The organism is Microbispora sp. NPDC046933 (assembly GCF_040644635.1).
GTDB lineage: Bacteria > Actinomycetota > Actinomycetes > Streptosporangiales > Streptosporangiaceae > Microbispora.
Genome location: NZ_JBEYWW010000001.1, coordinates 364,683 through 382,515 on the forward strand (window position 1 = coordinate 364,683; position 17,833 = coordinate 382,515).

General features: G+C 73.5%; 14 protein-coding genes. 8 read left to right on the forward strand and 6 right to left on the reverse strand.

Going from position 1 to position 17,833, the window contains the following annotated elements:
- Positions 1-110: 110 nt before the first annotated feature.
- The gene (locus tag ABZ857_RS01560) at positions 111-2,189 is read right to left on the reverse strand and encodes a serine/threonine protein kinase (RefSeq protein ID WP_357035721.1); all 2,079 of its coding nucleotides are present in this window, start codon (positions 2,187-2,189) and stop codon (positions 111-113) included.
- 116 nt (positions 2,190-2,305) lie between these two features.
- The gene (locus tag ABZ857_RS01565) at positions 2,306-3,475 is read right to left on the reverse strand and encodes a S8 family serine peptidase (RefSeq protein WP_357035724.1); all 1,170 of its coding nucleotides are present in this window, start codon (positions 3,473-3,475) and stop codon (positions 2,306-2,308) included.
- 198 nt (positions 3,476-3,673) lie between these two features.
- On the opposite strand from ABZ857_RS01565, the gene ABZ857_RS01570 reads away from it, so the two are divergent.
- A complete protein-coding gene (locus ABZ857_RS01570) occupies positions 3,674-5,425 on the forward strand; it encodes a biotin carboxylase N-terminal domain-containing protein (protein WP_357035727.1) in 1,752 nt (583 codons plus the stop codon).
- On the opposite strand, the gene ABZ857_RS01575 is transcribed toward ABZ857_RS01570, so the two are convergent.
- Positions 5,412-5,834, reverse strand: coding sequence for a hypothetical protein (locus tag ABZ857_RS01575; protein WP_357035730.1), 423 nt, complete (start codon positions 5,832-5,834; stop codon positions 5,412-5,414). The genes ABZ857_RS01570 and ABZ857_RS01575 overlap by 14 nt on opposite strands.
- Before the next feature lie 124 nt (positions 5,835-5,958).
- On the opposite strand from ABZ857_RS01575, the gene ABZ857_RS01580 reads away from it, so the two are divergent.
- From ABZ857_RS01580 to ABZ857_RS01590, 3 genes are all read left to right on the forward strand, one after another.
- Positions 5,959-6,117, forward strand: a complete 159-nt coding sequence (locus tag ABZ857_RS01580) for a hypothetical protein (RefSeq protein ID WP_357035733.1) — start codon at positions 5,959-5,961, stop codon at positions 6,115-6,117.
- 369 nt (positions 6,118-6,486) lie between these two features.
- Entirely contained in the window at positions 6,487-7,881 is a 1,395-nt protein-coding gene (locus tag ABZ857_RS01585) for a hypothetical protein (RefSeq protein ID WP_357036211.1), read from the forward strand.
- A 399-nt stretch (positions 7,882-8,280) separates the two neighbouring features.
- Positions 8,281-9,510, forward strand: coding sequence for a pentapeptide repeat-containing protein (locus tag ABZ857_RS01590; protein ID WP_357035736.1), 1,230 nt, complete (start codon positions 8,281-8,283; stop codon positions 9,508-9,510).
- A 78-nt stretch (positions 9,511-9,588) separates the two neighbouring features.
- Here ABZ857_RS01590 and ABZ857_RS01595 read toward each other — a convergent pair whose 3' ends face one another.
- Positions 9,589-10,617 carry an ROK family transcriptional regulator gene (locus ABZ857_RS01595; RefSeq protein WP_357035739.1) on the reverse strand — a complete coding sequence of 343 codons (1,029 nt, stop codon included), beginning with the start codon at positions 10,615-10,617 and terminating at the stop codon, positions 9,589-9,591.
- A 46-nt stretch (positions 10,618-10,663) separates the two neighbouring features.
- Here ABZ857_RS01595 and ABZ857_RS01600 point away from each other — a divergent pair, with 46 nt between their 5' ends.
- Positions 10,664-11,836: an MFS transporter gene (locus ABZ857_RS01600; protein WP_357035742.1), complete on the forward strand. Its 1,173-nt coding sequence runs from the start codon at positions 10,664-10,666 to the stop codon at positions 11,834-11,836.
- Between the two features lie 21 nt (positions 11,837-11,857).
- On the opposite strand, the gene ABZ857_RS01605 is transcribed toward ABZ857_RS01600, so the two are convergent.
- On the reverse strand, positions 11,858-13,252 hold the full coding sequence (locus ABZ857_RS01605) for an NAD(P)H-quinone dehydrogenase (RefSeq protein ID WP_357035744.1): 1,395 nt from the start codon (positions 13,250-13,252) through the stop codon (positions 11,858-11,860).
- A gap of 140 nt (positions 13,253-13,392) precedes the next feature.
- On the opposite strand from ABZ857_RS01605, the gene ABZ857_RS01610 reads away from it, so the two are divergent.
- Genes ABZ857_RS01610 through ABZ857_RS01620 form a run of 3 tightly spaced genes read left to right on the forward strand, consistent with a single transcriptional unit; the run spans position 13,393 to position 16,354 of the window.
- Positions 13,393-13,845, forward strand: coding sequence for a gamma-glutamylcyclotransferase (locus tag ABZ857_RS01610; RefSeq protein ID WP_357035747.1), 453 nt, complete (start codon positions 13,393-13,395; stop codon positions 13,843-13,845).
- A 53-nt stretch (positions 13,846-13,898) separates the two neighbouring features.
- Entirely contained in the window at positions 13,899-14,696 is a 798-nt protein-coding gene (locus ABZ857_RS01615) for a purine-nucleoside phosphorylase (RefSeq protein WP_357035750.1), read from the forward strand.
- 23 nt (positions 14,697-14,719) lie between these two features.
- On the forward strand, positions 14,720-16,354 hold the full coding sequence (locus ABZ857_RS01620; protein ID WP_357036214.1) for a phospho-sugar mutase: 1,635 nt from the start codon (positions 14,720-14,722) through the stop codon (positions 16,352-16,354).
- A 5-nt stretch (positions 16,355-16,359) separates the two neighbouring features.
- On the opposite strand, the gene ABZ857_RS01625 is transcribed toward ABZ857_RS01620, so the two are convergent.
- On the reverse strand, positions 16,360-17,814 hold the full coding sequence (locus ABZ857_RS01625; RefSeq protein WP_357035753.1) for an alpha/beta hydrolase: 1,455 nt from the start codon (positions 17,812-17,814) through the stop codon (positions 16,360-16,362).
- Positions 17,815-17,833: the final 19 nt, after the last annotated feature.

Consider the following 17,833-nt stretch of genomic DNA (forward strand, 5'->3'; position numbering starts at 1 on the left):
ACCGCCTCTTGCGGCCCATCCGGCGGCCGGGCGGGCGAAAGGCCGGGCGGGCGAAAGGCCGGGCGGGCGAAAGGCCGGGCGGATGCCCGCCCGGCCTTCGTGTGGACCGGTCAGCCGCAGTTGGCCCAGCCGGCGCTGGTGCCGGCCGAGCCGACGCTGCCGGAGTATCTGACGCACTTGCCCTTGGCCTGGAGCTTCACCGGGCCGGCGTAGTACTGGAAGTTACCGCTGTCGGTCTTGCTGCCGCCGCCCTGGACCTCCAGGGTCGCGGAGACGGGCGTCGCCTTGCCGACGTCGGCCGTCTTGAGGGTGACGACGCAGTTCTCCCCCGTGCTGGAGTTGTACAGCTGGTAGGTGGTGCCACCCGCCAGAGGGCTGCTGCGCTGCACGTAGAAGCCCGACCCGCAGACCTGGGCCGCGTTGTAGGGGTTCCTGGCCGGCGCGGCGGTCGTGGGCTTGGGCGCCGGAGTGCTCGGCTTCGGCGCGGCGGTCGTCGGCTTCGGCGCCGGAGTGCTCGGCTTCGGGGCCGCGGTCGTCGGCTTCGGCGCGGCGGTCGTCGGCTTCGGCGCCGGAGTGCTCGGCTTCGGCTCGGCCCTGGTCGGCGTCTCGGTGGGCTCCGTAGGCTGCGGGCTCGGCGCCTGCTCCTGCGTCTGCGTGGCCGTCGGACTGGGCGACCGCGTGGCCGGGGGCTCGGGAGACGGCTCCGTCGCCACCGGGCTGGGCTTCGCGGTGACCGTGGCGGTGGTCGTCACCCGGGCCGTCGGCTGCGACCGGCCGGTCGGCTGCGCCGGCGGCGGGACCACCGGCTGGGTCGGCAGCGGCACGATCGGACCCGGGGTAGGGACCGAGGTGAGCTCAGGTGTCACCGGATCGTCCGTCGGCCACTCGCTGGGCAACACCAGCGGCTGCACCGGCGAGTCCGGATCGTCGGACGACAGCGCCCACGGCACCGTCACCTGCGGCGCCGCCGTCGGGTTCTGCCCGCCGCCTCCGGTCGCGCCACCCGCGGTCCCGCCACCCGCGTTACCGCCGTCCGTGACCGCGCGCCCGCCGGCACCGTGCTGGCCCGCGGCGCGCTCCGCGGCGGCCGGCGACAGCTGGACGTCGGCGTACCGGCCGGCGCCCCACAGACCGACCCCGGAGAGCAGGACCACGGCGCCGACCGCGGCCGCGAGCCCCACGGGGAACGGCTTGCGCCTGGCCGCCTCGACCTGGCCCTGTGCGGTCGGAGGCCCCCATGTCTGCTGCTGGGGCTGCTCCTGCGGCATGGCGGGCGGCTGCCAGGCGGCGGCCGGCGCCTGCTGGGGCCGGTGAGGCTGCTGGGGCAGGGGCGGCGGGCCCCACGTCTGCTGCGGAGCCGGCGGAACGGGGATTCCCCCAACCGGCGGCTGCGCGGGCAGCGCCACTCCCGCGCCGGGGCCCGCGACCGGTTGCGCTCCGGCGGCACCGCCGCCGAGCAGTCGCAGCATCGCGGTGTAGGCGGTCGGGCGCTGCCCCGGCTCCTTGGCCAGCGCGGGCAGCACGACCTGGCGCAGCCGCTCCTCCAGGCCGCCGAGGTCGGGCTGCGCGTTGAGCACCGCCTGCGGCTCCTGCGGGAACGGCGGACGCCCGGTCGCGGCGAAGACCACCGTGGCGGCCCAGGCGAACATGTCCGCGTACGCGTCGTACCGCTCGCCCCTGATCTGCTCGGGAGCCCGGTACGCCGGCTCGCCCACCGGCGCCCCGACGGCGACGTCGGTCAGCTTGACGCCGTCGTCGGCGACGATGACGTTGTGCGGGGTGAGCGCGCCGTGCGCGAGGTCGGCGAGGTGCACGGCGGTCAGCGCGGTGAGCACGCCCACCGCCACCCGTTCGAGCGCCTCCCCGGCGAGCGGGCCCCCGGCCGCGACGGCGGCGGCCAGGCTGCGCCCCTCGACGTGTTCCCTGACGACGTAGGGCCGATCACCGAGCAGGCCCGCCGCGATCGTGCGGGCCACATACGAGCTGGAAACACGCGTGGCCACAGTGAGCCGGTCGAGGACGGCCTGCCCCGAACCCGGCTCGGCGGCCAAGAGCTTGATCACCCGCACAGGGGCGTCGTCGCCGGTCTCCTTGCCGACATAGACGTCGCCGCGGGGCCCCTCGTCCAGCCGTCCCAGGATGGCGTACTCGCCTATCTGCTCGGGATCACCCGGCCGTAAAGGGTGCATCTCAGTCCTTTCTGGAAGTGACCTGATCAGGATCATTCAACCAAGAGCACACAGCCCAAAGCAGCGGTTTCCGGCAGACCAAAACATTTAACCGTCAATTACTCAAAGCCGACGTGTCAACCCTCGCGGCCGGGGCGCCACCCCCTGCGCCGCCCCATCGGCACGAACACCCGCGCGGCCACGATCAGGGCCGCGCCGCACAGCGCCGCCGCCGCGATCGCGAGCGCCAGGTCGATCGCCCCCTGATCCACCGGAGCCGCCCTGCTCACCGCGCCCTGCGGCAGCGGGGCCGGCGCCGGCGGCGCGATGACAGGGGCGTCGACGGCCTCCAGCGGCAGGATCGCGGTGACGGCGAGCAGCGGGTTCACCATCCCGGCGCCCGTGCCCGTCCCCACGCCGCCGTCCGCCGTGGCGACGATGCGCCACCGCACCCGCTCCTGGTTCAGCTCCGGATGGCGGGCCCGCACCAGCGCCGCCACCCCCGCGACGTACGGCGCGGCGAAGCTGGTGCCCTCGAGCCCGCTCGCGTACGCCCGTCCGGGCCAGGTGGAGGTGATGCCCTGGCCCGGCCCCAGCACGGAGACCGGCGTCGCCGTGTTGGAGAAGTCGGCACGCCTGCCGTCGGAGGTGGCCGACCCCACGGCGAGCACCCCCGGGTAGGCGGCGGGATAGGCGGCCTCCGGCGTGCCGTCCTCCGCGGTCGTGTTGCCGGCCGCCGCCACGATCACCGCGTCCTTGCCGAGCGCGTACGCCACGGCCTGCCGGAGTTTGGGATTGTCCTGGGTCTGGATCGACACGTTGATCACGCCGGCGCCGGAGTCGGCGGCGCCCACGATGGCTCTGGCCAGCGTGTCCGGGTCGCCGTGCTCCTCGTTCGTCTGCTTCAGGGAGATCAGCCGCACGCCGGGCGCGACGCCGTGGAAGGGGACGCCCTTCATGTACCGGGCGGCGATGATCCCGGCGACCGCGGTGCCATGGCCGACGCAGTCGCGGTGGCCTGTCCCGGTGTAGTCCACCTCCTTGGCCACCTGGATCTGAGGGTGGGTCAGGTCCACCCCGCTGTCGATGACCGCGACCGTGACCCCTTCACCCGTGGTGAGCGGCCACACCCGCTTCGGGTCGAGCCTGCGCTGCGCCCACGGCTCGGCCACCTGCATGCTGCCCTTGCGCGGCGCGCACCGCACCGGCGCGGTGCGCGCCTGTGCGGGCTGCGCGGCCGGTGCCACGAGAAGCGGTGCCACGAGAAGCAGAGCCAGCACGGTCGCCAGAAGGCCGGGTCCCCGCATGAGCGATCAGCCTAACCGGTCGAACTCGACCGGCGATGCCGGTTCAAAACCGGCATCCCGGCAATGGGACCGGGAGCGGCGAGGACACGACCCGACAGCAGTCCCACTCAGTAAGGGGGCGAACGCCCTCCAGCGTCAGCAGGTGCATAAAATCCACCAAGGCTCGTAACCCAGGGGCCCGAGGGAAGGATGGACGCGGTGCACAAGGTCCTGATCGCCAATCGCGGTGAGATCGCCGTACGGATCGCGCGGGCCTGCACAGACGCCGGGATGACCAGTGTGGCGGTCTACGCGGACCAGGACCTGGACGCGTTGCACGTGCGGGTCGCCGACGAGGCGCACGCGCTCGGCGGGCAGAGCCCGGCCGAGACCTACCTCGACATCGACAAGATCCTCGCGGTGGCGAAGAAGACGGGCGCCGACGCCGTCCACCCCGGCTACGGATTCCTCGCCGAAAACGCCGGCTTCGCCCAGGCCGTGCTGGACGCCGGCCTGATCTGGATCGGACCGCCGCCCTCGGCGATCACCGCGCTCGGCGACAAGGTCCAGGCGCGCCACATCGCCCAGCGCGTGGGCGCCCCGCTCGTGGCCGGAACCCCCGACCCCGTCTCCGGGGTCGAGGAGGTGATCGCCTTCGCGCGGCAGCACGGCCTGCCGATCGCGATCAAGGCGGCGTTCGGCGGCGGCGGGCGCGGCCTGAAGGTGGCCCGCACCCTGGAGGAGATCCCCGGCCTGTACGAGTCCGCCGTCCGCGAGGCCGTCACCGCCTTCGGCCGCGGGGAGTGCTTCGTCGAGCGCTACCTCGACCGGCCGCGCCACGTGGAGACCCAGTGCCTGGCCGACGCCCACGGCAACGTGGTCGTGGTCTCCACCCGCGACTGCTCCCTGCAGCGCCGCCACCAGAAACTGGTCGAGGAGGCCCCAGCGCCGTTCCTCACGGACGAGCAGCGCGAGCTGCTCTACTCCTCCTCCAAGGCGATCTTGCGCGAGGCCGGCTACGTCGGCGCGGGCACGTGTGAGTTCCTCGTCGGGCAGGACGGCACGATCTCCTTCCTGGAGGTCAACACCCGGCTGCAGGTCGAGCACCCGGTCAGCGAGGAGGTCGCCGGCATCGACCTGGTCCGCGAGATGTTCCGCATCGCCGACGGCCAGCCGCTCGGCTACGACGACCCGGTGCTGCGCGGCCACTCCATCGAGTTCCGCATCAACGCCGAGGACGCGGGCCGTAACTTCCTGCCCGCGCCGGGGACGATCACCTCGATGCGGGTGCCGTCCGGTCCCGGCGTGCGGCTGGACGGCGGCTATGAGACCGGGATGAGCGTGCCGCAGGCGTTCGACTCGCTGGTGGCCAAGCTGATCGTGACCGGCGCGACCCGCGAGCAGGCGCTGGAGCGCGCGCGCCGGGCGCTGGCCGAGTACGAGATCGGCGGCATGCCGACCGTGCTGCCGTTCCACCGGGCCGTGGTGGACGACCCCGCCTTCACCGGCGAGCCGTTCTCGGTGCACACCCGGTGGATCGAGACCGAGTTCCACAACACGATCACGCCCTACGACGGCGAGGTGGGCTCCGCGGAACCGGCCGAGCGTGAGCGGATCACGGTCGAGGTCGGCGGCAAGCGCCTGGAAGTCGTCCTGCCCGCAGGCCTGGGCGCGACCGGTGGCTCCGCCCCGGCCAGGAAGGCGGCGCCCCGGCGTTCCGGCGGGAGCGGCGCCAAGAAGGCCGCCGCGAGCGGCGACTCCCTCGTCAGCCCGATGCAGGGCACGATCGTGAAGGTCGTCGTCGCCGACGGCGACACCGTCGGGCCCGGCGACACGATCGTCGTCCTGGAGGCCATGAAGATGGAGCAGCCGCTCACCGCCCACAAGGGCGGCACGATCACCGGCCTCGCGGCCGCCGTCGGCCAGACGGTCACCGCCGGGGCCGTCCTGTGCGAGATCAAGGACGCCTGAGCCTCCACGGCGGCCCCGGGGGCCGCGTCACACCCGCGTTCCCGAAGGCGCGCGGCAGCCGGTGTCGCCGTGGCGAAGGGACGTCCCGCAGGCGACGCCGCACACGGTCCAGCAACGTCCGGCCCACGGGCGCGGCGGCGAACCGCCACGGCCTGCCCTCGATCGGGACGTCCCTCAGCCGGGGCGCGAAGGCCACGACGCACCGGTGGACCACCTCCTCGGAACGCCGCCACATCGGGTCGATGCTCAACGCGGTCCGCACGACGAGGTCGTCGAGGAACGGCGGGACCGGCGTCCCGCCGCGCAGCAGCGCGGCCCGGGAGGCGGCGTGCCAGCGGCCGACGCGGTAGGTGAGATAGAGGCGGTCGAGCGCGTCCCCGCCGGGTCGTCCTCCCCGCGCCGCCGCCACGGCTCCGCCAGATCGCGGGCGTGATCCGCGGTCTCGGGTCGAAGCCCGCCGCCTCCGGCACGTTCTCGTACGCCGACAGCATGCCCTCGCAGACGCGCACGACGTTGTGCGCGCGGACCCTCGGGTGGGCGACGACCAGGTGCGCGGCGTCCGCCGACCGCTTCGGCTCGACCGTCCGATGCTCCACGCCGAGGGCCGCGGCGACGCGCCGCGCCGCGCCGGCACCACGTCGGCCGTCCCCTCGCGCCCGGAGGCGGCCGTGGTGAACGGGATGCCCGCGTGATGGAGCAGCGCGGCCAGGAGCCTGCTGTCCCTGCCGCCGGTGAGCGACAGCCGTACGGGCTCCGTGACGGCCGCCAGCGGTCGCACGGAGGCCAGCAACGCCGCGGCGAGCTCGTCGGCCTGGGCGCGCATGGCGCGGGCGGAGCCGGGCCGGGGCCGCGCCTCGGGCGGCGGGGTCTCGCCTGGTCACGCCCAGCCCCCTGACGACGGCGATCTCGGTGGCGGGCGGCAGCGGCGGCCTGAGCCACGGGCATTCACCTGCCGGGAAGACGCGTGCCGGGTCCTGGCTGCGGGACGATAGGTTTTTGTGGAGGAACCATCGCGCCCTGCCGTTCGTCCAGTAGGGCGAAGGAGGCTTGAAGCCGTGACCATGAAGACACCGCTCGGCCGGGTGGGGGCCGCCCTGGCGGCGCTGCTCGCCGGGCTCATCACCCTGCTCGCGCTCGCACCGTCCGCAATGGCGGCGGCTCCCCCGGACCCCACCACGGTCCTGTCGTCCTGGAAGAACGCCAAAGATCCGCTGTTCGTGATGAGTGGAGCGCCCCTCTCGTCCAGTCAGCAGAGCGAGATCCGCGAGGCGCTGAAGGACTCGAAGTCCAAGATCTACGTGGTCGCGATGCCCGACGGCACCGTGAGCACGAGCCAGGTGAGCACCTACATCCCGCAGTTGCTGTCCGACCTCGACAAGGCCGGCAAGTCGAGCGCGACCGTGGCGCTTCTCGACGGCACGAGCCTGTTCGCCGGTTCGACCGAGCTGCCCAGGAACGCGCCGGGCGTGCTGGCCCGGCTGTCCACCAACGCCAACAGCGACGTGGTCACCGGCATGAAGGACTTCATCAACCGCGTGAACCTGGTGCGCGAGGGTGACGTCAACGGCGCCCGCGCCAAGGGCAGCACGGTCGGCGGCGGTGGCGGTTCGGGTGTGCTCGTCGGGATTCTGGGCATCGCCGTGGTGGGAGGTGCCGGTTTGTGGATCATCGGACGCCGCAACAAGCGCAAGCGCGAGGAGCGGGAGGCCGCGGAGCTCGCCGCCGTCAAGCAGACGGTCGAGGAGGACGTCACGAAGTTCGGTGAGGAGATCACCGCGCTCGACATGGACGTCAAGATGCTCCCGCAGAGCGAGACGACGAGCGACTGGCAGCGGGCGCTCGACTCCTACGAGCGGGCCAAGACCGAGCTCGCCGCGATCAAGCGCCCCGAGGACCTTCGCACGGTGACCTCCACGCTGGAGGACGGCCGTTACGCGCTGGCCTGCGTGAAGGCGCGCGTGAACAACCAGCCGCTGCCCGAGCGGCTGCCCCCCTGCTTCTTCAACCCCCAGCACGGCCCGTCCGTTCGCAACGTCCGTTGGGCGCCCCCGGGCGGCGCGGTGCGCGACGTCCCGGCCTGCGCGGCGGACGCCGAGGCGGTGGAGCGCGGCTTCGACCCGCAGATGCGCGAGGTCATGGTGGACGGCCACCGCAGGCCCTACTGGGACGCCGGCCCCGCCTACCAGCCCTACGCCTACGGCTACTACGGCGGCTTCGGCGGCGGCGACCTGCTGACCGGCATGCTCGTCGGCACCATGCTCGGCAACGCGTTCGGCGGCTGGGGTCACGGCGGGTACGGCGCCGGATACGACTCCGGCTACGCCGCGGGTGTGGAGGCCGGCGGCGGCGACTGGGGTGGCGGTGGCGACTTCGGTGGCGGTGGCGACTTCGGCGGCGGCGGTGACTGGGGCGGCGGCGACTTCGGCGGAGGAGACTTCGGCGGCGGCGACTGGTAACGCCTGAGCGCTTCCGGCACGGCATCGACGAGGGGCGGACCCGCAAAGGGTCCGCCCCTTCTCGTGTCCGGCCCCCGACAGGCTCGCGACCCTCACCTTGCCGCATGCCCCCACTACGGCCTCACAGCCCTCGCCGCATGCCGCCCCGTGTCCAGGCTCGGAATGTCCCGACTCAGCGTTCCCGCACGATCTAGGGTGCTTCCCGCACCCCGGCTCCGCTCGCCCGCGCCTGCCGCGGGCGCGGGCACGGCCGCCGTCCCGCGGCCGTTCCGGGCGCCGCTCCTGCCGGCCCGAGCCGCCGAGCGAGGAGAGCCCGGCCGATCGGCGCCGGTCAGCGGATTGCAAGCGGGTTTAAAGATCGCGTGGGAGACTCGGGGCGTTCCCCTCAGGAGGCCCCCCGTGCGTCGCTTCGCCCCCCTCTTCGTCGCTGCCCTGTTCCTGTCGCTGCCGTTCCTGCCGGTGGGCGCGGCCACTGCTCACGCGGCCGCCGCGCCCTGCAAGCCGGGCAGCGGCGTCAAGCTCCGCGGCAAGGACCTCACCAGCGCCGCCCTGCCCCCCGTCATGCGGTGCGCCGACCTCACCGGCGCGAAGCTGGACGGGGTGGACCTCACGGGCAAGGACCTCACCGGGGCCGTCCTGCGCAAGGCCTCGCTGAAGGAGGCCGACCTCGGCCAGGCGCATCTCGACTACGCCGACCTGCGTGGCGCCGACCTCACCGAGGCCGACATGGGCCAGATGCGGGCCAAGCGAGCGAACCTGCGCGGGGCGGTCCTCGCCGACGCGGAGGCGGTGCAGGCGGAGTTTCCGCATTCCGACCTGACCGGCGCGGTCCTCACCCGGGCCGTGCTCACCCAGGCCGACCTCACCGATGCGAAACTCGTCGACGCCGACCTGAAGGACGCCACGCTCGGGCAGATCAAGGGCCGTAAGGCCGACTTCACCCGGGCCAAGCTCGGCGACGCCAAGCTCGGCCAGGCCCACCTCGAGCACGCCGTGCTGAAGGACGCCGACCTGTCCGAGGCGGAGCTCACCCAGGCCGAACTCGACGGCGCGGACTTCCACGGGGCGAACGTCGACAAGGCCTCCTTCACCCAGGCCGACGACGTGGACCTCACCGGGGCGCGGGGCACGCCGGTCAACCTCCCCGATGACGCCGTCACGCCCGGCGCCGCCGGGGACGACCCGGCCGGGGACGACCCCGCCGGAGACACCACGACCACCTGGGGGAAGGACCTGCCGGGCCGCCCGAAGGGCCCGTCGCCCGCGCTCATCCTCGTCATCGTGTCCGGACTCGGGCTCAGCCTGACGCTGATCCTGTGGGGCGTCGCGCACCGGCGCAAGGAGCGGTTCGTGGCCGAGATGGCGGTGGCCAGGCACGCGGCCGAGGAGGACGTGACCCGCTTCGGCGAGGAGATCGACACCCTCGACTTCGAGATGAAGATCAACCAGGTCAGCGGCCCGGCGTTCGAGTGGCGCGCGGCGCTCGACGCGTACGAGGCGGCCAAGCGGGCGCTGAACGTCGCGCAGACGCCGTACGACCTCCGGGCGGCGGCCACGGCGGTGGCGCGGGGACGGCAGGCCCTGCACGAGGTCAGGTCCCGCCTGTCCAGTACGGGCGACCACCGCTGATCCCGCCTCCGCCGGTCGCCGGGAAGGCCTGCCCGGCGACCGCCCCCGCGGGCCACCGGGCAGGCCGGCGTCGATCGGTCAGCGGCGGCCCTGCCCGAAGACGGCGTCGCGGGCGATCGAGAGAGCGGTGGAGACCGCGCCCCTCAGGACGGGGTTGTCCGGGATGCCGCTCACGCGTACGTGCACGGGGACGGGCGAGACCCGCGCCAGGCGCGCGGCGACCAGGGACGCGAGCTCGTCGCCGCCCGCGAGGCTGGTGGCGCCGCCGAGGACGACGAGGCCGGGGTCGAGCACGGCGACGAGCGTGAAGGCGGCCGTCACGACCCTCTCCGCGAGGGCCGGCAGGTCGAGCCCGCGTACGGCCTGCGCGCCCAGCAGGTCGCACACCTTGATGTCGAGCCGGCCGAGGAAGCCGATCTCGCCGGCGCCGCCGGAGGCGCCCCGGCGGAGCCGGCCGTCCAGCACGACGGCCGCGCCGACGCCGTCGTCCAGCCAGAGCAGGACGAAGTCGTCCCGCCCGGCGGCCGCTCCCGTGGCGTGCTCGGCGACGGCGGCCAGGTTGACCTCGTTCTCCACGATGACCGGCGCGTCGACCAGGGTACGCAGGGCCGGGAGCAGCCCCGGGCGCCAGGCGGGCTCCGCGTTCGCGGCCGAGAGGTCTCCGGTCTGCGGGTCGACCATGCCGGGCGCGCCGATCACGACCGCGTGCAGGCGACGTGAGCCGGCCGCCTCGGTGAGCGCCTCCGCGACCAGGGCGGGAAGGTTCTCCCCGATCGGCCGTGTCGCCGAGCCCACGGTGGCGCCGGTGATGTCGGCGACCGTCACGTTCACCACGTCGCGCCGCACGTCCACCCCGCCCACGAACGCCCGGTCGGCGACGATGCCGTAGAGCCGGGCGTTGGGGCCGCGCCGGTCGCCTCCGCTCTCCCCCGTGACCCAGATCAGGCCGTTCACCTGGAGGCGCTCGATCAGATCCGACACGGTCGGGCGGGACAGACCGGTGAGCGCGCGCAACTGGGGCGCGGTCAGCGGGCCCCGTTCCAGGAGCAGGTCGAGCGCGAGCCGGTCGTTGATGGCCCGCGCGAGCTGGGGTGTCGCGGTCTTCATGAAAAACCCACTTTTTATCAGGAACCCTGCCTGTTAATTTAGCCCCATGCGAGACAGACATCAACGGGCCACCGCCCTCGTCTTCGCCGTGCACGGAGCCGTGGCGGGCACCCTCGCCACCCGGATGCCCTGGTTCCAGGACCACTTCGGTCTCGGCACGGCCGCTCTCGGGCTCGTCCTGCTCTGCCCGCCGATCGGCTCGTTCCTCGCGATGCCGATGACAGCGCGGCTGGCCTACCGTTTCGGGGCCAGGGTGACGACCCGGACCCTGCTGGCCCTGTGGTGCGCGGCGCTGGCCCTGCCCGTGCTCGCGCCCGGCCCGCTGTGGCTGGCGCCCGCGTTCCTCCTGTACGGCGCCGCGGCCGGGATGTGCGACCTGGCCATGAACGCCCAGGGCGTGCTCGTCGAACGGCGGCTGGGCCGCTCGGTCATGTCCGGCCTGCACGGCATGTGGAGCGTCGGCAACCTGTGCGGCGCGGGCATCGGGGCCGCGGCGGCGCAGGCGGGCCTGGACGCGCGTGCGCACCTCACCCTCATGGCGGCGGCGCTGATCGCCGTGGGCGCCGTGGGAAGCCGTGCGCTCCTGGACGACGACGCGCCCGCGCCGGACGAGAAGCCGCCGTCCCGCTTCACGGTGCCGCCGAGGGCCGTCCTGCTGATCGGCCTGATCGGCTTCTTCGCCACCTTCGCGGAGCGGGCCAGCGGCCAGTGGGCGGCGATCTACCTCAAGGACGTGACCGGGGCGGGCGCGGGCGTCGCGGCGGCGGGCTTCACCGTGTTCACCGCGTGCATGGTCACGGTGCGGCTCGCCGGAGACTTCGTGGTGCGCAGGCTCGGGCCGGTCGCGACGGTGCGCGCCGGAGCCGTCACGGCCGTGCTCGGCGGCGTGGTGGTGGTCGCGTTCCGCACTCCCGCGCCGGTGATCGCCGGGTTCGCGTTGTTCGGCGCCGGCGTCGCCGTCGTCGTGCCGCTGGTGTTCGCGGCGGCGGGCCAGGCCGCCCGTACGCCCGCCGAGGGCGTCGCGGGGGTCGCGACGATCACCTGGATGTCGGGGCTCGTGGCGCCTTCCGTCATCGGCTGGCTGGCCGGCACGTTCGCCTTCCCGTTCGCGTTCGCCCTGGTGACGTGCATGGTCGCGGCGATGATCCGGCCGGCCCGCGCGCTGAGCCCGCGCGCCGCCGCCACCCGCGACCCGGTCGCCGCGGCGTGCGCCGACTGACCTGGCCGTGAAGGCGGCGGGTCAGATGCCCCCGGCGGTCAGCGGGGACATGAGGCGGCGGGCCGCCTCGGTGATCGAGCCCGACAGCGACGGGTAGACGGCGAAGGTGTGGGCGAGCTGGTCCACGGTCAGGCGATGCTGCACGGCCACCGACACGGCCAGGATCAGCTCCGACGCGCGCGGGGCGACCACGACGCCGCCGAGCACGATGCCGGTGTTCGGACGGCAGAACAGCTTCACGAAACCGTCGTTGAAGCCCTGCATCTTGGCCCGCGCGTTGGTGGCCAGGGGCAGCTTGACGACGTTCGCCTCGATCTCGCCCGACTCGATCTGCCGCTGCGACACGCCCACGGCGGCGATCTCCGGGTCGGTGAAGATGTTGGCGGCGACCGTAGCCAGCCGGATCGGCTGCACGGCCTCGCCGAGCGCGTGCCAGACCGCGATCCTGCCCTGCATGGCGGCGACGGAGGCGAGCATCAGGACGCCGGTGCAGTCTCCCGCGGCGTACACGCCAGGCGCGGAGGTCCTCGACACCTTGTCGACCTCGATGAAGCCGTTGCGGTCGAGCCGCACGCCGTTGTCCTCAAGGCCGAGCCCGGAGGTGTTGGGGACCATGCCGACGGTCATGAGGCAGTGGCTGCCCTCGGCGGTGCGGCCGTCCTCCAGCGTCACGACGACGCCGTGCTCGGTGCGCTTGACGGAGGCGGCGCGCGAGCGGCCCATGACGTTCATGCCGCGCCGCCGGTAGACCTCCTCCAGCACCTCGGCCGCGTCGGCGTCCTCGTTGGGCATCATCCGGTCCCGCGAGGAGACCAGCGTGACCTCGGACCCGAGCGACCGGTAGGCGCCGGCGAACTCGGCGCCGGTGACGCCGGAGCCGACCACGATCAGATGCTCGGGCAGCTCCTCCAGGTCGTACAGCTGGCGCCAGCTGAGGATGCGCTCGCCGTCGGGCTCCGCCCCCGGCAGCACGCGGGGGTGGGCGCCGGTCGCCACGATGACCACGTCGGCCCGGATCGTACGGTCCCCCGCGCGCACCACCTGGGGATCGACCAGACGGCCCCGGGCGCGGATGACCTCGACGCCCTCGGCGGCCAGCCGGGCGGCGATGTCGTTCGACTGCGCCAGCGCGAGCTCCTTGACGCGCTTGTTCACGTCGATCATGTCCACGGCGACGCCGCCGGCGTCGTGGTCAGGGCCGCCGTCGAAGTGGACCCCCAGCGACGACGCGTCGAGCAGCGCCTGCTTGCGGACGGAGGAGGCGATCAGCGTCTTGGACGGCACGCAGTCGGTGAGCACGCACGCCCCGCCGGGCCCCTCCTCCTCCACGACGGTGACTTGGGCGCCCAGTTGGGCGGCGACCAGGGCCGCCTCGTATCCGCCGGGGCCACCACCGATGATCACGATCCTTGTCACATGCATCATTGTCCCGCATCCTGGCTACGTATTCCCGGCGAGGGGCGCGTAACGGGTCGACTACGCGGATTTCTCTCGCCACACCCCCGTGCGCGCGCTACCCGTCCAACTTTCAGGATCTTGGTTTAGGCTTGTGTGCCGTGCCTGTTTACGCGGCCTACGGCAGCAACATGGACCCCAAGCAGATGGCGGAGTGGGCTCCCCACTCGCCCATGCGAGGAACGGGCTGGCTCCCGGGCTGGCGGCTCACCTTCGGCGGCGAGGACGTCAGCTGGGAGGGCGCTCTCGCCACGATAGTCGAGGACGCCGACGAGCAGGTATTCGTCGTCCTGTACGACGTGCCGGAGTGGGACGAGGCGTCCCTCGACCGCTGGATGGGCACCGACCTCGGCCTCTACCGCAAGCTGCGGCTCCGCGTCGCGACGCTGGAGGGCGACGTCCTCGCCTGGTCGTACGTGCTGAACTCCTACGAGGGCGGGCTGCCGTCGGCGCGATACATCGGCATCCTGGCCGACGCCGCGGAGAAGGCGGGCGCGCCCGACGACTACGTCACGTGGCTGCGCACCCGTCCCTGTAAGAAGCTCGGCGACTGACACGGACCCGGCGCTTATCGGCCGGGTTCATCCTCTTCTGTACCCTCAGCAAAGTGACCCCATATGACCTGGCGGCCGAGGCCGCGACCACGCTGAGGAACCTCACCGGCATCCCTTCCTTCGACGTCGCCCTCGTCATGGGCTCGGGCTGGGTCCCGGCCGCGGACGCGATCGGCGAGACGGTCGCCGAACTCGCGGTGACGAAACTGCCAGGGTTCTCCCCTCCCGCGGTCGCCGGTCACGCGGGCACGGTGCGCGCGGTGCGCACGGCCGCCGGGCTCAACGCCCTGATCTTCCTCGGCCGTACGCACCTGTACGAGGGCCGCGGGGTGGAGCCGGTGGTCCACGGGGTGCGCACGGCCGTCGCGGCCGGAGTGCGCACGGTGGTGCTGACCAACGCGGCGGGCGGGCTGCGCCCGGAGACCCAGAAGGTCGGCGACCCGGTCCTGATCAGCGACCACATCAACCTCACCGGCGACAACCCGATCACGGGCGCGACGTTCATCGACCTCACCGAGGTGTATTCCAAGCGCCTGCGCGACCTCGCCCGCGCGGTGGATCCCACGCTGTCCGAGGGCGTCTACGTCGCCTTCCGCGGCCCGACGTACGAGACGCCCGCGGAGATCCGCATGCTGCGCACGCTCGGCGGCGACATGGTGGGCATGTCCACCGTGCTGGAGGCGGTCGCCGCCCGGGAGGCCGGGGCCGAGGTGCTCGGGATCTCCCTGGTCACCAACCCCGGCGCGGGCCTGGTGGGCGATCCGCTCAACCACGAGGAGGTCCTGGAGGTCGGCCGGGCCACGGCCGCCCGCATGGGCGTCCTGCTCGCCCAGGTCGTCGACAAGCTGTAGGGAGCCCATACGTGACCGACCCCATGACCGACCTCGTGCGGCTGGCCGAAGAGTGGCGCGACCAGGACCCCGACCCCGAGACGCGGGCGGAGCTCGACGCGCTCCTGGAGCGTGGTGATCTGTCCGGACTGGAGGACCGCTTCGGCGCGAAGCTGGAGTTCGGCACGGCGGGCCTGCGCGGCGCGCTGGGAGCCGGGCCCAACCGGATGAACCGGGTCACGGTGATGCGGGCGGCCGCCGGGCTGGCCCGCGTGCTCGGGCCGGGACGCCACGTGGTGATCGGCTACGACGGGCGGCACAAGTCCGACGTGTTCGCGGCCGACACGGCCCGCGTGCTGACCGGGGCAGGTCTGCGCGCCTCGGTCATGGCCTCCAAGTGGCCCACCCCCGTCCTGGCGTTCGCCGTGCGCCACCTGGGCGCGGACGCGGGCGTCATGGTCACCGCCTCGCACAACCCTCCCCAGGACAACGGCTACAAGGTCTACTGGGGCGACGGCGCGCAGATCGTGCCGCCGATCGACCAGGAGATCTCCGCCGCCATCGACGCGGTCGGCCGGGTGGACGCGCTCCCCCTGGGCGAGGACTGGCAGACCCTCGGCCACGACGACATCGTCGTGCCGTACCTGCGGGCCCTCGCCGCGCTCCCGATCGGCGACGCCCGCGAGATCGCGGTCGCGTACACGCCGCTGCACGGCGTCGGCGGCGCGACCGTGTCCGAGGCGTTCCGCGTGGCGGGCTTCGAGGTGCCGGTCATGGTGAGCCGGCAGGCCATGCCCGACCCGGACTTCCCCACCGTGGCGTTTCCCAACCCGGAGGAACCGGGCGCGATGGACCTCGCGCTCGAACTCGCCGCCGCGACCCGCGCCGACCTGGTGATCGCCAACGACCCGGACGCCGATCGATGCGCGGTGGGCGCCCCGCTGCCGGGCGGCGGCTATCGCATGCTGACCGGCGACGAGGTGGGCGGCCTGCTGGCCGAGCACGTGTTGCGGCACACCTCGGGAGACGACCGGCTGGTCGCCACCTCGATCGTGTCCTCGTCGCTGCTCGCCAAGATCGCCGCCGGCCACGGCGTGCGGCACGCCGAGACTCTCACCGGCTTCAAGTGGATCATGAAGACGGGCCCGGGGCTGGTCTTCGGCTACGAGGAGGCGCTGGGCTACAGCATCGGGTCGGACGCCGGCCTACCGGTCCACGACAAGGATGGCGTCGGGGCCGCCCTCACCGTGGCCGGGATGTCCGCCGCGGCCAAGCGGGACGGCAGGTCGCTGCTCGACCTGCTGGACGACCAGGCCCGCCGCTACGGCCTGCACGCGACCGCCCAGCTCTCCGTCCGGGTCGAGGACCTGTCGCTGATCGCCCAGGCCATGGAGCGCCTGCGCACGCACCCGCCGCTGGAGCTGGCGGGCCGGGCGGTGGAGTCGGCCGAGGACCTGTCCCAGGGGGTGGCGGGGCTGCCGCCGACCGACGGCCTGCGTTACCGCCTGTCCGGCGGCGCCCGGGTCATCGTGCGGCCCAGCGGCACCGAGCCCAAGCTCAAGTGCTACCTGGAGGTCGTCGTACCGGTCGGGGACGAGGACGTGGCCGCCGCGCGTGCGCGGGCGGCGCAGGACCTGGAGGACCTGAAGAAGGACCTCGCCGTCGCCCTCGGCCTCTGAGCCGCCTACCGGCAGATCGTGTCCCGGGCCGGCCGCTCGCCGGTGACCAGGAACGTGGTGACGGTGTCGTCACCACAGGCGTTGCCGTTGACCACGTAGGACCCGTGCCCGCCGGAGTCGACGGCGACCATGCGCGCGCGGCGCCCGAAGGCCTCGCGCATGCGCAGGGCGCCGCTGTACGGCGTCGCCGGGTCGCGCAGGTTCTGCACGAGCAGCACGTTGGACGGTCCCTGCGACGTGACCCGCACCGGCGCCTCCGCCGGCCGGTAGGGCCAGTAGGCGCAGGGACCGATGTTGACCGGCATGCCGCCGGTGAGCGGGTGGGCCACCCGGTCGCGGGCCACCAGCCGCCGGTGCAGGCCGACCGAGCCCGGCCACTCGACGTCGTCGCAGATGGTCGCGGCCACCGAGGCCGCGCCGTTCTGCAGCGCCTCGTCCGGCGCGGTGGAGGGCTCGGGGAGGGGACCCGGGCCGAGCGCCGCCCGCATGAGCCCGGCCAGGCCGGGGAACCCGCTGTCGGAATACAGCGCGTTCAGCATGGTCTCGCGCAGGGCCCCGCCGTCGAGCCGCGGCGGGTTCGCACCAGGCCAGGGGATCGGGTCGCGGTCCAGGCGCTCGGCGAGGTCCAGGAAGGTGCGGCGGACCGCCGCGCCGTCCGCTCCCAGGCCGTACTCGCCGTCATGCTCGGCCGCCCAGGCGGCGAAGTCGGGAAAGCGGTCCTCGACGCCCACCGAGTAGTTGGCCAGCCAGGCGCGGGCGACCTTGTGCGGGTCGGGATCGTCGTTGCTGTCCAGGATCACCCTGTCGGTGTGGCCGGGGAACATCGTGGCGTAGACGGCCCCGGCGTAGGTTCCGTAGGAGACGCCCCAGTAGGACAGGCGCTCCTCCCCGAGGGCCCGGCGGATGGCGTCGATGTCCCTGGCCTCGTTGCGCGTGCTGATGGTGCGCAGCACGGGGCCGCCGTTGCGGGCGCACGCCTCGCTGAACCTGCGGGCGTACGCGACGTTCTCGCTGATGTCACCGCCGGCCGAGGGGTAGGGCTTGAGCCGGGAGGGCGCCAGGTCCTCGTGGGCGAGCCCGCAGGAGACGGGCGAGCTCCGGCCGACGCCCCGCGGGTCGAAGCCGATCAGGTCGTAACGGTCGAGCACGGCGCCCGGCAGGCGCTTCACCATCGTGCTCGGCCTGCTCAGGCCCGGGCTGCCCGGTCCTCCGGGGATGAGCAGCAGCACGCCCCTGCGCAGTCCCGGCCGCGCCGTACGGATCCTGGAGACGGCCAGGGAGATCGTGCCGCCGCCCGGCCTGTCGTACGTGAGGGGGACCTGGAGCGTCGTGCACTCCTGGCGGGGGTCGAGCCCGGCGGCGGTGCCGCAGGAGGTCCAGGCCGTGGCGGCGTGAGCCGGGACCGGAGTGGCGGACAGGGAGATCAGGGCGGCTGCGCCGATGGAGGCGATGCGGTTCATGATTCCGGCTTTCGAGTCG